The following is a 14,140-nucleotide window of genomic DNA, read 5'->3' on the forward strand; positions in this document are numbered from 1 at the left end:
GACAAGAACAATGGCCCACGAATTCAAGGACATCGATCCGAACGCGCCTGCGGGCGCCAAGCTCACGAACTGGTTCGAGAACCGTTTTCCAACGGCTTTCGACGCCTACCGTGTGCACATGTCGGAGTACTACGCTCCGAAGAACTTCAACTTCTGGTACATCTTCGGCTCGCTGGCACTGCTGGTGCTGGTGATCCAGATCGTCACCGGCATCTTCCTGGTGATGCATTACAAGCCGGACGCCGAGAAGGCGTTCGCCTCGGTCGAGTACATCATGCGCGATGTGCCCTGGGGCTGGCTGATCCGCTACATGCACTCCACGGGCGCGTCCGCCTTCTTCGTCGTCGTCTATCTGCACATGTTCCGCGGCCTTCTGTACGGTTCGTACCGCAAGCCGCGCGAACTGGTCTGGATCTTCGGCTGCGCCATCTTCCTGGTGCTGATGGCCGAGGCCTTCATGGGCTACCTGCTGCCCTGGGGCCAGATGTCGTACTGGGGCGCCCAGGTGATCGTGAACCTGTTCTCGGCGATCCCCTTCATCGGCCCGGACCTGGCGCTGCTGATCCGTGGTGACTATGTGGTGGGCGATGCCACGCTCAACCGCTTCTTCAGCTTCCACGTGATCGCCGTGCCCCTGGTGCTGCTGGGCTTGGTCGTGGCCCACTTGCTGGCGCTGCACGACGTGGGCTCCAACAATCCGGACGGCATCGAGATCAAGGGCCCCAACGCGCCCAAGGACGCCAAGGGCCATCCGCTGGACGGCATCCCCTTCCATCCCTACTACACGGTGCACGACATCTTCGGCGTGACGGTGTTCCTGTTCCTGTTCTCGGCCGTGGTGTTCTTCGCTCCCGAGTTCGGTGGCTACTTCCTGGAGTACAACAACTTCATCCCGGCCGACCCGCTGAAGACGCCTTCGCACATTGCGCCGGTCTGGTACTTCACGCCGTTCTACTCGATGCTGCGTGCCATCACCAGCGAGATGATGTATGTGCTGATCGCCTGCGTGTTGCTGGGTGCGGGCTTTGGCGTGCTCAAGTCGCGCCTGCCGGCCGCCGTCAAGGGCGTGGTCGCCATCGTGGCCCTGGGCGTCATCGCCATGATGCTGTCCATCGACGCCAAGTTCTGGGGCGTGCTGGTGATGGGTGGCGCCGTGATCATCCTGTTCGCGCTGCCCTGGCTCGATTGCAGCCCGGTCAAGTCCATCCGCTACCGTCCGAGCTGGCACAAGTACCTCTATGGCATCTTCGTGATTAACTTCGTGATCCTGGCCTATCTCGGTGTGCAGCCGCCTTCGCCCATCGGTGAGCGCGTGTCCCAGGTCGGAACGCTGTTCTACTTCGGCTTCTTCCTGCTGATGCCCTGGTGGAGCCGCCTGGGCAAGACCAAACCCGTTCCCGATCGTGTGACGTTCAAGCCGCACTGAAGCTGGAGAGAACAACAATGAAGAAACTGATTCTCACGTTGATCGCGGCCCTGGGCATCATGACCGGTGCACAGGCTTCCGAAGGCGGCATCGCCTGGGACAAGGCCCCGGGCAAGACCAATGACACGGCATCGCTGCAAAACGGCGCCAAGCTGTTCGTCAACTACTGCCTGAGCTGCCACTCGGCCGCATTCATGCGCTTCAACCGGCTGCAGGACATCGGGCTGACCGAGCAGGAAATCAAGGACAACCTGCTGTTCACCACCGACAAGGTGGGCGAGACCATGAAGGCGGCCATCAACCCGAAGGAAGCCAAGGAGTGGTTCGGAGCCAATCCGCCGGATCTGACGGTGATCGCGCGCTCGCGCGCAGGCCACAACGGCACGGGCGCCGACTACCTCTACACCTTCCTGCGCACCTTCTACCGCGATGACACCAAGGCCACGGGCTGGAACAACCTGGCCTTCCCCAGCGTGGGCATGCCCCATGCACTGTGGCAACTGCAGGGCGAGCGCCGTGCCATCTTCGAAGAAGCCGAAGAGCACGGCGTGAAGACCCAGGTTTTCAAGGGGTGGGAGCAGGTCTCTCCCGGCTCCATGAGCCCAGTGCAGTACGATCAGGCAGTTGGCGATCTGGTGAACTACCTGCAATGGATGGGTGAGCCGGCACAGAACAGCCGCATCCGCATTGGCGTGGGCGTGCTGCTTTTCCTGGCGGTCTTCATCTTCATTGCATGGCGCCTCAACGCCGCGTTCTGGAAAGACGTCAAATAAAACCGTGACTGCAGAAGGTCGTGCAAGCGATTGCGCGGCTGAACTGTGTGCAGAGTGGGCGCCGCGAGCGACCCACTCTTTTTGATTTTTAGGAGCCTCCACCATGATGGTGCTTTATTCGGGAACGACCTGCCCCTTTTCACACCGTTGCCGTTTCGTCCTGTTCGAAAAAGGCATGGACTTCGAGATCCGCGATGTGGACCTGTTCAGCAAGCCTGAAGACATCAGCGTGATGAACCCGTACGGCCAGGTGCCCATCCTGGTCGAGCGCGACCTGATCCTGTACGAATCGAACATCATCAACGAGTACATCGACGAGCGCTTCCCGCATCCCCAGCTGATGCCCGGCGACCCGGTGGACCGCGCCCGCGTGCGCCTGTTCCTGCTGAACTTCGAGAAGGAACTGTTCGTGCACGTGAGCACGCTCGAGGAGCGCAACGTCAAGGGCAACGAAAAGGCCATCGAAAAGGCGCGCGCCCACATCCGCGACCGCCTGACGCAACTGGCTCCCGTGTTCCTCAAGAACAAGTACATGCTGGGCGAGAACTTCTCCATGCTGGACGTGGCCATTGCCCCGCTGCTGTGGCGCCTGGACTACTACGGCATCGAGGTGTCCAAGAACGCCGCCCCGCTGCTCAAGTACGCCGAGCGCATCTTCTCGCGCCCTGCCTACATCGAAGCGCTGACGCCTTCCGAGAAGGTGATGCGCAAGTAATTCGCATCGGTTGACGACTGATTGCGCGGGCAGGGAAGGCGGTCAACCGGTCGCCATATCCTGCCCGTTTTCGTATTACGACCACTCTTTTCCTGGGATCGTCATGACTGCCCCCGAAGCAACTTCCACCCGCCCCTACCTGATCCGGGCCCTGTACGAGTGGTGCACCGACAACGGCTTCACACCCCACATCGCAGTGCGCGTGGACCGCAACGTGCAGGTGCCGCGCGAGTTTGTGCGCGACGGCGAGATCGTGCTCAACGTCAGCTACGACGCCACCAGCGGCCTGCAGATGGGCAATGACTTCATCAGCTTCACGGCCCGCTTTGGCGGCAAGCCACGCGAAATCATGGTGCCTGTCGAGCAGGTGATGGCCATCTACGCACGGGAGACCGGCCAAGGCATGGCTTTCCCGGCGCCGGAGTCGGATGCCGACGCCGACAACGAAGTTTCGGTCGAGCAGGAATCCGATGAGCCTGTGTCGCAGGACGCAGTTGCCGAAGTGCCGGCCGAGCCAGCTGCCGACGAACGCGTGGTGCAGCTGGTGAGTATCCAGAACGAGGGTGATGATGAAGAGCCCCCGCGCACGCCGCCGCCCTCAGGCACGCGGCCCTCGCTGAAGCTGGTGAAGTAGGTTTTTCGTATCCCGGGCCTGCGATCACGCGCGCAAGCGTGTTCGCAGACGCCGGGAACGGCTGAAGCGGTCTTTTTCTGCGCTAGAATTCGTGCTTCGCCGGTTTAGCTCAGTTGGTAGAGCACCCGCCTTGTAAGCGGTAGGTCGTCAGTTCGAATCCGACAACCGGCACCAAAAGGTCTCCTTCGGAGGCCTTTTTTCATTGCTTTCTTCATTTTTGGCCGCGTTTGTTTCAGCGGCCGATCAGGCCTGCACTTTGAGCCGGATCTCGGTCACATCCCATCCCTTGGTGCGCAGGTGGGCGGCCATGGCGGGAAGCAACTGGCGGATCTTGGCGGCTGCCGCATTGTTTCGCACCAGCAGGCACCAGGTGCTGCCCTCGATGGGGCCCGCCTGCAGGCTGGCGCGCAGCAGCGGCGGTACCAGGGGCAGGATGGCCGTCAGGCGATTGCTGGAGTCCCGGGTGAGCTGTGCGAGCCGCGCCAGCGTGGGCGAGTTCTCGACGGCGTGCAGGGCGGTGACGGCGTGGTGGCGGCGTGTGAAGGTCATGGGCTTGAAGGGCTGGACTGGCAGCGTTGGCATGCGCCGGCCCGGAGGGTCGTTATAGCAGCATCTGCGGGGTGGCGCGGGTCCGGGGATTCGGGTTCGGGGCTGTGCGGCTGCATGCGTCGGCCTGCCTGAAAGAGGGTTGGACAGAGGCAGTTAGAATCAATTGTTCGGTTCTCGCTTCGGCCCGGCCGCATGTGTTCTTCAGAAGAGCACTTGCAGGCAGGTGGAGCGGCCCCATCTGAAATCCAACAATCTAGGGATTCCAGGCACACCGCAGTCCGCTTCAGCGGGCGGCGGTGTGTCTTTTTCGCATGGCCACCAACTTCCTCACCAAACTATTCGGCAGCCGAAACGATCGGCTTCTCAAGCAATACCGCAAGACGGTTGTTCGCATCAATGCGATGGAGCCCGACTACGAGAAGCTCAGCGACGAGGCTCTGCGTGCAAAGACGCAGGAGTTCAAGGAACGTGTGGCCAAGGGCGAGTCGCTGGACGACCTGCTGCCCGAAGCCTTCGCCGTGGTGCGCGAGGGCTCCAAGCGCGTCATGAAGATGCGCCACTTCGACGTTCAGCTGCTGGGCGGCATGGCGCTGCACTACGGCAAGATCGCCGAAATGCGCACCGGCGAAGGCAAGACGCTGACCGCCACGCTGCCGGTCTACCTGAACGCACTGTCGGGCAATGGCGTGCACGTGGTGACCGTGAACGACTATCTGGCCAATCGCGATGCGACCTGGATGGCCAAGCTGTACAACTTCCTCGGACTGTCGGTGGGCATCAACCTGCCCAACATGCCGCGCGAGGAAAAGCAGGCTGCCTACAACAGCGACATCACCTACGGCACGAACAACGAATACGGCTTCGACTACCTGCGCGACAACATGGTCTACGAGTCGGGCGACCGCGTTCAGCGCGTGCTCAACTACGCCATCGTCGACGAGGTGGACTCCATCCTGATCGATGAGGCCCGCACGCCGCTGATCATCAGCGGCCAGGCCGAAGACCACACGGCCATGTACGTGGCCATGAACAAGATCGTTCCCAACCTGGTGCGCCAGGAAGGCGAGGCCGACCCGCGCACCGGCGAAGGCGTGACCAAGCCTGGCGACTTCACCGTGGACGAGAAGAGCCACCAGGTGTTCCTGACCGACCAGGGCTACGAGGCCGCAGAGCGCCTGCTGGGCCACGCCGGCATGATTGCCGAGGGTGCCTCGCTGTACGACCCGGCCAACATCACCCTGGTCCACCATCTCTACGCGGCGCTGCGTGCCAACAACCTCTACCACCGTGACCAGCACTATGTGGTGCAGAACGGTGAGATCGTCATCGTTGACGAGTTCACGGGCCGCCTGATGGCAGGCCGGCGCTGGAGCGACGGCCTGCACCAGGCGGTCGAGGCCAAGGAAGGCGTGACCATCCAGGCCGAGAACCAGACCATGGCCTCGATCACCTTCCAGAACTACTTCCGTCTCTACGGCAAGCTGGCTGGCATGACGGGCACGGCCGATACCGAGGCCTACGAATTCCAGGAAATCTATGGTCTCGAGACCATGGTGATTCCGCCCAACCGTCCCAGCAAGCGCGACGACCAGCTCGACCGTGTCTACAAGACCACGCGCGAGAAGTACGAGGCGGCGATCCGCGATATCCGTGAATGCCATGAGCGCGGCCAGCCCGTGCTGGTGGGCACGACTTCGATTGAGAACTCCGAAATCATCGACGAGCTGCTCAACAAGGAAAACCTGCCCCACCAGGTGCTCAACGCCAAGCAGCACGAGCGCGAGGCCGACATCGTGGCCCAGGCCGGTCGTCCCGGCATGATCACCATCGCCACCAACATGGCCGGCCGCGGTACCGACATCGTGCTGGGCGGCAACATCGAAAAGCAGGTGGCTGCTGTCGAGGCCGATGAATCCCTGTCCGAAGCCGAACGCCAGCAGCGCATCGAACAAATGCGCGCCGACTGGAAGATCGAGCACGACAAGGTCTCGGCCCTGGGTGGCCTGCGCATCATCGCCACCGAGCGCCATGAATCGCGCCGTATCGACAACCAGCTGCGTGGCCGTTCGGGCCGCCAGGGCGATCCCGGCTCCTCGCGCTTTTACCTGAGCCTGGACGATGCGCTGATGCGCATCTTCGCGGGCGACCGTGTGCGCGCCATCATGGACCGCCTGAAGATGCCCGATGGCGAAGCCATCGAAGCCGGCATCGTGACCCGCTCCATCGAAGGCGCTCAGCGCAAGGTCGAGGCCCGCAACTTCGACATCCGCAAGCAGCTGCTCGAATACGACGACGTGTCCAACGACCAGCGCAAGGTGATCTACCAGCAGCGCAACGAGATCCTCGACGCCTCGGACCTGTACGAGATGATCACGGTGATGCGCGACGACGTGGTGTCCGATCTGGTGCGCCAGTACGTTCCTGCCGAGTCCATGGAAGAGCAGTGGGACCTGGCCGGTCTGGAAAAGGCGCTGGAAAGCGAATGGCGCATCCAGCTGCCGCTGCAGTCGCAGGTGCAGTCCGCGCACGCCATCACCGACGAGGAAATCCTCGAAAAGGTGCTGCAGGCCGCCCGCGAAGTGTTCGATGCCAAGGTCGAGCTGATCGGCCGCGAGAACTTCACGCAATTCCAGCGCGCCGTTCTGCTGCAAAGCTTCGACACCAACTGGCGTGACCACCTGTCTGCACTCGACTATCTGCGCCAGGGCATCCACCTGCGCGGCTATGCGCAAAAGCAGCCCAAGCAGGAATACAAGCGCGAGGCCTTCGAGCTGTTCCGCCAGCTCATCGACCAGGTCAAGACCGAAGTCACGCGCGTGCTGATGACCGTGCAGGTGCAGTCGCGCGAACAGGTGGAGCAGGCCACCGAGGCCCTGGAGCAGCGCAGCGCCCACAGCCTGGAGCACATGACCTATGGCGCTCCGTCGGATGGCGATATCGGTGGCTCCGTCGAAGACGAGCCGCTGGAGCTGCCCGAAGGCGCTCGCGTGGGCCGCAATGATCCCTGCCCCTGCGGCAGCGGCAAGAAGTACAAGCAGTGCCACGGCAAGCTGTCGTGATGCGGCGGGCGTCGTAAGACACCGCAAGACACGGAAAACGGCACGGATGCACTCCGTGCCGTTTTCTTTTTTAAGGTCGATGAAATACGTGCCGCTCCGGTTTGTTCCGATAATGGAGCGCGTTTTTCTTTCACTGTAGGAAGCCCCTCAATGCCTGTGAATCTCTCCGCTCCCGTGCACGCCGACCTGTTGGCGATCGACGGCGTTCGCATCGGCGTCACCGAAGCCGGTGTGCGCAAGGCCAACCGCAAGGACCTGTCCGTGTTCCTGCTCGACGAGGGCGCTTCGGTGGCTGGCGTGTTCACACAGAACCGTTTCTGCGCAGCGCCTGTGCAGGTCAGCCGCGAGCATCTGGTTCAGACAGCGGGCGCCATCCGTGCCATGGTCATCAACACAGGCAATGCCAATGCAGGCACTGGCGCCGACGGCCTGGCACGTGCGCGCCGTACCTGCGCAGATCTGGCAGCGCTGCTGCAGCTCAAGCCAGAGCAGATCCTGCCGTTCTCCACTGGCGTGATCATGGAAGAGCTGCCTGTGGACCGCATTGCAGCCGGCCTGCCGGCCGCCATTGCCGCAGCCAAGGCCGACAACTGGGGCACGGCTGCCGAGGGCATCATGACCACCGACACCCTGCCCAAGGCCTTCAGCCGGGCCGTGGACATTGGCGGCAAGCGTGTGAGCATCACCGGCATCAGCAAGGGCGCGGGCATGATCCGCCCCAACATGGCGACCATGCTGGGCTTTCTGGCCACCGATGCGGCCATCGCTCCCGAGCTGCTGCAGCCCCTGGTCAAGGAACTGGCCGACGGCTCGTTCAACCGTGTGACCATCGACGGCGACACGTCGACCAACGATTCCTTTGTGCTGGTGGCCACGCACAAGGCCGGCAATGCGCCGATCACTTCGCTGACCAGCGCCGAAGGCCAGGCTCTGAAGACTGCATTGCTGGATGTGTCGCGTTTGCTGGCCCAGGCCATCGTGCGCGATGGCGAAGGTGCCACCAAGTTCATCACCGTCAAGGTGGAAGGTGGCAAGACCGAGGCCGAGTGCCGCCTGGTGGCCTACTCCATCGCGCATTCGCCCCTGGTCAAGACGGCGTTCTTTGCCAGCGACCCTAACCTGGGCCGCATCCTCGCGGCGGTTGGCTATGCTAGCATCGACGATCTGGACCAGACCAAGATCGACCTGTACCTGAACGATGTGCATGTCGCAGTCAATGGCGGCCGCAACCCTGCCTATCAGGAGGAAGACGGCCAGCGCGTGATGAAGCAGCAGGAGATCATCGTGCGCGTGCTACTGGGCCGAGGGGAGGCCGAGCAGACCGTGTGGACCTGCGATCTGAGCCACGACTACGTGAGCATCAACGCCGACTACCGCTCCTGACTCTCCACCCACCGTGCCGCCGGCAGCCGCAGGCTTTGTGCCTGGCTGCTGCCAGCTTTCAATGGCGGCCGGCGCGCAAAAGCTCTGGCGTTGGCATGAGATCCATCTCGATTCCCGGGCATATCCAGCGTCGGTGGCCGTGAGATCCGTATTCGAGAGACATCCATGACATTGCCCACAGAAGCCGTCGCCGCCCCCTTGCTGCAACTCGTGCAGCGCGCCGAGCAGCTGATGCAGCGCATCGAGGCCATCCTGCCCCAGCCGCTGCAATCCCCCGCAGACTGGAATACCGCCATCGCCTGGCGCTATCGCAAGCGCGCCAACGGCTGCGGCCTGCTGGAGCCCGTGCGCCACGTCGGCGCCATGCAACTGTCCGACCTGCAGAACATCGATGTGCAAAAGGACAAGATTGCGCGCAACACCGAGCAGTTCGTGACCGGCCGCACGGCCAACAACGTGCTGCTCACCGGCGCGCGCGGCACGGGAAAATCCTCGCTGATCCGTGCCTGCCTGCATGCCTTTGCTGCGCAGGGGCTGCGCCTGATTGAGGTGGACAAGGCCGATCTGACCGACCTGCCCGACATCGTCGATGTGGTGGCCGGCCGGCCCGAGAAGTTCATCATCTATTGCGATGATCTGAGCTTTGAGGAAGGCGAGCCTGGCTACAAGGCCCTGAAGTCCATTCTGGATGGATCGGTCAGCGCTGCCAGCCCGAACGTGCTGCTCTATGCGACCAGCAATCGCCGCCATCTGCTGCCGGAGTACCAGTCCGAGAATCTGACCTACCAGCGCGGCGAGGATGGGGAGCTGCATCCCGGCGAGGTGATTGAGGAAAAGATCTCCCTGTCCGAGCGCTTCGGCCTGTGGGTGAGCTTCTATCCCTTCAGCCAAGACGAGTACCTGCGCGTGGTGGCGCAATGGCTGGAGGCCCTGGGACTGGACCAGGCCACGATCGAGGCCGCGCGTCCTGAGGCCCTGGTCTGGGCGCTGGAGCGTGGCTCACGCAGCGGCCGTGTGGCCCATCAGTTCGCCCGTGACTATGCGGGCCGCGCCGAGCGCCCGAACCAGCGCCAGACCGGCATCGCCGATGTCCATGGGCTGGCCGAAGAGGCCGAGCTCTGACAAGCCTGCTGCCCGGCCTTGGGGCCGGGCGGTTTTTTGCGAAAGATCAAGTGACTGAAAAAGAAATCTCCCTGAACACCGGCGCCGATGCTGCCCAGTCTCAACCGCCGTCTCAAGCGCCGGCCCAGCGCAAGCACACCGAAGTCGCCGTTGGCGTGCTCCTGCGCGAGTCCGATGGCGCGCTGCTGATCACCAGCCGGCCGCCTGGCAAGCCCTATGCCGGCTATTGGGAGTTCCCTGGTGGGAAGATCGAATCCGGCGAGACCGTGGAGCAGGCATTGCGTCGCGAGCTTCAGGAAGAGCTGGGCGTCGAGATCGCAGCAGCCCCCGTCTGGAAGGTGACCGAGCATGACTATCCGCATGCCCTGGTGCGCCTGCACTGGTGCAAGATCACGCGTTGGAGCGGGGAGTTCGAGATGCGAGAAGGCCAGCAGATGGCCTGGCAGCAACTTCCGCTGCAGGTGCAGCCGGTGCTGCCTGGCGCCTATCCGGTGCTGCAATGGCTCAGCGAGGAACGCGGGCTGCCTTTTGATGTCGGCTTCTACGAGGCAGGCCAACCGAAAGTCTGAACAGGCCTGATCAGGGTTCAGTGCGAGGATCGCCGAAGGGCGAATCCTCGGGAGGCATGGGCGCAGGCACGCGGAATTCCTCGTTGGCCCAGGCGCCTAGGTCGATCTGGTAGCAGCGCTCGCTGCAAAAGGGCCGAAAGCGGTTGGCCGGCGCGAACAGGCTGGGGCCGCTGCAGGTCGGGCAGCGCACCGTGGGCCCTGCGGATGCGGATGATGCATCGACAGAGGGCGTGGCTTTCGTGGACATGCCGGCAGTCTTTTCCATCAGCTGCAAAGCGTGACCTCGAACGAGGCATCTTCGCTGCAAGGCTGGGGTTTGGCGCCGCTCTCGGGGCGAAGCAGGCGCACTGAAACCAGCAGGCGGTTGCCGCTGATTTCCGGGACAAGATTCAACGCAGGGTCTATGCGAAGGCGCAGCAGCTGAAAGCTGCGACCGGGCGGCATGGCCTGCTGGAACACGCCCTTTTCTGCGGCCACCCATTGCGGCACGCCGGTTTCGCGCAGCATCTTGAGCAGCAGCTGCAGCGACTGACCCAGCGGGGTCAGTGTGCTGGCCCAGTCCTCCAGATCACGCAGTCGCACCTGGGGGTCATGGAACTGCCAGGCGTGATAGGCCGGCAAATCGAAACCGCAGGTGCCGCCAGGGATGCCGATGCGGCTGCGCACAGCCATCAGCCATTCGTTGTCGGTCAGGGACTGGCCGGCCTTTCCGTTCTGGGCATTGAGCTGGGCAAAGCACTGCTCCACATGGCGGGAGACTTGGTCGAGCATGTGCTCGGCGATATCGGGGTTGCCGCGCAGGCTGTCGAGCAGGCTCTTGTGGCGTTCGAGGTCCTTGAGCACGTCCGTCTTCAGGTCGGTGCGTGCTGCCACGTCCATGATCTCGAAGATGGTGACCAGCGCGAAATGGTGATCGATGGAATGAGCGCGCGACAGCAGCTCGCCCAGGCGGCGATACAGCTGCTCCAGCCTGAGGTAGGTCCTCAGGCGCTCATTGAAAGGATATTCGTACAGGATCACGCTTGCTGGGCTCCTCGGGGTGCTCAGGAATCAGCTGTCTACGTCGTGCACATGCTGAATTACACGCACAGGCCAAGCCATGGCGTGCATCATAGCCCGAACCATGCCGAGATTCGATCGGTGCATGCGTGCAAAGCCTCTATCGTCATGGCTTCGTCGTTGTAGATCACCCAGTCGGCTGCCGCCAGCCGTGTCGCACGGGTGGCTTGGGCGGCGATGATGGCTTGCACGGCATCGCGGGGCAATCCGTTGCGGGCCATGACGCGTGCGATCTGTGTTTCCGTCCGGCAGTCCACGACCAGCACGGCATCGAGCAGGGCTGGCCAGCGGCCGGACTCCACAAGCAGCGGGATGTCATGCACGATGAGCGCGCATCCGGCATCGGTGGCCTGCTGGACTTCAAGGGCCGTTTGCCGAGCCACCAGGGGGTGGATGATGGCTTCCAGCTGCTGGCGTGCGGCAGGCTGCTGGAAGACCAGTTCGCGCATGCGCGCACGGTCCAGAGCACCGTTCGCATCGATCAGTTCAGGTCCGAAGCTGCGCGCAATCTCGGGCAATGCGGCGCCTGCCGGGGCGGTGAGGCTGCGCGAGATCTGGTCTGCATCGATGATGCTTGCTCCGCGCAAGGCAAGCTGTGCGGCCACGGTGCTCTTGCCGCTGCCGATGCCGCCGGTCAGGCCCAGCCGGAAAGGGCGCGGGTGCGGACGTGGTGGCGGAGCGTTGCTGGATTCCATGCCGCAGTGTCGGATCAAAGACCGATGGCCGCCAACAGGGATTGCAGCATCTGCTGGGGTCCGAACACCATGGCGGCAAAGCCGGCTCCCGCAAGAAAGGGGCCGAAGGGAACATAGCCACCTTCGCGCAGGCGGCTGTTGATCTTCAGCGCAATGCCCACGATGGCGCCAATCACGGACGAGATCAGGATGATGGGCACAAGAGCCTGCCAGCCGAACCAGGCCCCCAGCGCGGCAAACAGCTTGAAGTCGCCGTAGCCCATGCCTTCCTTGCCGGTGACCAGCTTGAAGGCCCAGTAGACCAGCCACAGCGAAAGATAGCCCGCTGCGGCACCCCAGACCGCGTCGGCCAGAGGCACGGCGGTCCAGTGCAGTGCCGATGAAAGCAGCCCGGCCCACAGCAAGGGCAGGGTGATGTCATCGGGGAGCAGTGTGGTATCCCAGTCGATCAACGCCAGACTCAGCAAGGCGGCGCTGAACAGGCACCAGATGGCGCCCGTGGGCGTGATGCCCCATTGCATCGTGCAGTAGGCGAATAGCGCAGCGCAGGCCAGTTCCACCAGCGGGTAGCGGATGCTGATCGATGCCTTGCATTCCGAGCACCGGCCCCGCAGCGCCAGATAGCTGAGCACGGGAATGTTCTCGTACCAGTGGATGGCATGGCCGCAATGCGGGCAGCGCGAGCGGGGGCGGCTCAGGCTCAGGGGGGCCTCGGCAAGGTCAGGCGCAGCAGCAGAGGGAGGTGCGGCGCCGGATTGCTCCTGTGCCCATTGGGCGCATTCCGCATTCCATTGCTGCTCCATCATGCGTGGCAGCCTGTGCACCACCACGTTGAGAAAGCTGCCGACCAACAGGCCCAGCAGGCCGCCCAATGCAGCCTGCATCCAGAGTTCCAAAACCATCAGACCACCTGACCCAGCTTGAAGATGGGCAGATACATCGAAACCACGATGCCGCCGATGAGGGTGCCCAGGAAAACAATGATGATGGGCTCCATCAGGCTGGACAGGCCGGCCACCATGTCATCGACCTCTTCCTCGTAGAAATCGGCTGCCTTGCCAAGCATGTGGTCGATGGAGCCGGATTCCTCGCCGATGGCGCACATCTGCAGCACCATGGAGGGAAAGACGTTGGCATTGGTCATGGCCACCGTGAGGCTGGTGCCGGTGGAGACTTCCTGCTGGATCTTCTCGGTGGCATTGGCGTAGACGGCATTCCCGGAGGCGCCGCCGACGGAATCCAGTGCTTCGACCAGCGGAACGCCTGCAGCAAACATGGTCGACAGCGTGCGCGTCCAGCGTGCGACGCAGGACTTTTCGATCAGCACGCCAAAGACCGGCATCTTCAACATTGCACGATCCATGAACTGCTGCATGCGCTCATTGCGCTTCCAGGCCTGCATGAAGAAGTAGAAGCCGCCTCCGATCACGCCGAAGATCACCCACCACCATTGGACAAAGATGTCGCTGATACCCATCACGAACAGCGTCGGTGCCGGCAGATCCGCGCCGAAGGAGCTGAACACTTCCTTGAAGGCGGGAATCACGAAGATCATGATGATGGTCACGACGATGAAGGCCACCACGATGACCGAGATCGGGTACATCAGCGCCGATTTGATCTTGGACTTGATGGCCTCGGTCTTCTCCATGTACGTGGCCAGGCGGTCCAGCAGGGCTTCCAGGATACCGGCCGCTTCCCCGGCCTCCACCAGATTGCAGTAGAGGCTATCGAAGTACATGGGGTGCTTGCGATAGGCCGCATTCAGCGAGGTGCCCGTCTCCACGTCGGAGCGGATATCGGCCAGCAGGCGCGTGACACTGGGGTTGGTGTTGCCGCGCCCGACGATGTCGAAGGCCTGCAGCAGCGGGACACCAGCCTTCATCATCGTGGCCATCTGGCGCGTAAACAGCGCGATGTCCTTGGGTTTGATTCTTTTGCCACCGCGCGTACGGCGCTTCTTGATCTTGCTGGGGAGCACGCCCTGGCGGCGCAGCATGGCCTGGACCTGGTTGATGCCTCCGGCCCGGGTTTCGCCTCGAATGATCTTGCCGTTGCGATCCTTGCCTTCCCACTCGAAGACAAATTCCTTGATTCCCTTGGACGCGGCTGTGGCCATCGTGCTCCCTCTTTTGTTGTCTGCGCTGTCCGCGCTA

Annotated in this window: 14 protein-coding genes and 1 tRNA gene; 9 read left to right on the forward strand and 6 right to left on the reverse strand. The window is 62.9% G+C overall.

Annotation, left to right across the window (positions count from 1 at the left end; all coding sequences use genetic code 11):
• Positions 1–10: 10 nt before the first annotated feature.
• The 5 genes from BW39_RS13695 to BW39_RS13715 all read left to right on the forward strand — a co-directional run bounded on the left by BW39_RS13695 (position 11) and on the right by BW39_RS13715 (position 3,722).
• Positions 11–1,426 carry a cytochrome b gene (locus tag BW39_RS13695; protein ID WP_013800811.1) on the forward strand — a complete coding sequence of 472 codons (1,416 nt, stop codon included), beginning with the start codon at positions 11–13 and terminating at the stop codon, positions 1,424–1,426.
• 17 nt (positions 1,427–1,443) lie between these two features.
• Positions 1,444–2,199 carry a cytochrome c1 gene (locus BW39_RS13700; protein ID WP_012207299.1) on the forward strand — a complete coding sequence of 252 codons (756 nt, stop codon included), beginning with the start codon at positions 1,444–1,446 and terminating at the stop codon, positions 2,197–2,199.
• 103 nt (positions 2,200–2,302) lie between these two features.
• The gene (locus BW39_RS13705) at positions 2,303–2,914 is read left to right on the forward strand and encodes a glutathione S-transferase N-terminal domain-containing protein (RefSeq protein WP_012207298.1); all 612 of its coding nucleotides are present in this window, start codon (positions 2,303–2,305) and stop codon (positions 2,912–2,914) included.
• Positions 2,915–3,017: 103 nt separating this feature from the next.
• Positions 3,018–3,548 carry a ClpXP protease specificity-enhancing factor gene (locus tag BW39_RS13710; RefSeq protein ID WP_043822309.1) on the forward strand — a complete coding sequence of 177 codons (531 nt, stop codon included), beginning with the start codon at positions 3,018–3,020 and terminating at the stop codon, positions 3,546–3,548.
• A 98-nt stretch (positions 3,549–3,646) separates the two neighbouring features.
• Positions 3,647–3,722 (forward strand) — tRNA-Thr (locus tag BW39_RS13715).
• A 69-nt stretch (positions 3,723–3,791) separates the two neighbouring features.
• Here the strand turns inward: BW39_RS13715 and BW39_RS13720 are convergent.
• A complete protein-coding gene (locus tag BW39_RS13720; protein ID WP_034396930.1) occupies positions 3,792–4,097 on the reverse strand; it encodes a hypothetical protein in 306 nt (101 codons plus the stop codon).
• A 311-nt stretch (positions 4,098–4,408) separates the two neighbouring features.
• On the opposite strand from BW39_RS13720, the gene secA reads away from it, so the two are divergent.
• The 4 genes from secA to BW39_RS13740 all read left to right on the forward strand — a co-directional run bounded on the left by secA (position 4,409) and on the right by BW39_RS13740 (position 10,230).
• Positions 4,409–7,156: a preprotein translocase subunit SecA gene (secA, locus tag BW39_RS13725; protein WP_013800813.1), complete on the forward strand. Its 2,748-nt coding sequence runs from the start codon at positions 4,409–4,411 to the stop codon at positions 7,154–7,156.
• 150 nt (positions 7,157–7,306) lie between these two features.
• On the forward strand, positions 7,307–8,539 hold the full coding sequence (gene argJ / locus BW39_RS13730) for a bifunctional glutamate N-acetyltransferase/amino-acid acetyltransferase ArgJ (protein ID WP_043822311.1): 1,233 nt from the start codon (positions 7,307–7,309) through the stop codon (positions 8,537–8,539).
• A 165-nt stretch (positions 8,540–8,704) separates the two neighbouring features.
• The gene (locus BW39_RS13735; protein WP_043822313.1) at positions 8,705–9,661 is read left to right on the forward strand and encodes an ATP-binding protein; all 957 of its coding nucleotides are present in this window, start codon (positions 8,705–8,707) and stop codon (positions 9,659–9,661) included.
• Between the two features lie 50 nt (positions 9,662–9,711).
• Entirely contained in the window at positions 9,712–10,230 is a 519-nt protein-coding gene (locus BW39_RS13740) for a (deoxy)nucleoside triphosphate pyrophosphohydrolase (RefSeq protein WP_043822315.1), read from the forward strand.
• Between the two features lie 10 nt (positions 10,231–10,240).
• Here BW39_RS13740 and BW39_RS13745 read toward each other — a convergent pair whose 3' ends face one another.
• The 5 genes from BW39_RS13745 to BW39_RS13765 all read right to left on the reverse strand — a co-directional run bounded on the left by BW39_RS13745 (position 10,241) and on the right by BW39_RS13765 (position 14,103).
• On the reverse strand, positions 10,241–10,477 hold the full coding sequence (locus BW39_RS13745) for a DNA gyrase inhibitor YacG (RefSeq protein ID WP_123691054.1): 237 nt from the start codon (positions 10,475–10,477) through the stop codon (positions 10,241–10,243).
• Positions 10,478–10,494: 17 nt separating this feature from the next.
• Positions 10,495–11,250 carry a cell division protein ZapD gene (zapD, locus tag BW39_RS13750; protein ID WP_012207290.1) on the reverse strand — a complete coding sequence of 252 codons (756 nt, stop codon included), beginning with the start codon at positions 11,248–11,250 and terminating at the stop codon, positions 10,495–10,497.
• An 89-nt stretch (positions 11,251–11,339) separates the two neighbouring features.
• The gene (coaE, locus tag BW39_RS13755; protein WP_043822316.1) at positions 11,340–11,984 is read right to left on the reverse strand and encodes a dephospho-CoA kinase; all 645 of its coding nucleotides are present in this window, start codon (positions 11,982–11,984) and stop codon (positions 11,340–11,342) included.
• A 14-nt stretch (positions 11,985–11,998) separates the two neighbouring features.
• Entirely contained in the window at positions 11,999–12,886 is an 888-nt protein-coding gene (locus BW39_RS13760) for a prepilin peptidase (RefSeq protein WP_043822318.1), read from the reverse strand.
• Complete coding sequence (locus BW39_RS13765) at positions 12,886–14,103, reverse strand: type II secretion system F family protein (protein ID WP_043822319.1); 1,218 nt, start codon at positions 14,101–14,103, stop codon at positions 12,886–12,888. Before BW39_RS13765 ends, BW39_RS13760 begins: the two co-directional genes overlap by 1 nt.
• Positions 14,104–14,140: the final 37 nt, after the last annotated feature.

The organism is Delftia sp. RIT313, assembly GCF_000632165.1.
Taxonomy (GTDB): domain Bacteria; phylum Pseudomonadota; class Gammaproteobacteria; order Burkholderiales; family Burkholderiaceae_C; genus Comamonas; species Comamonas acidovorans.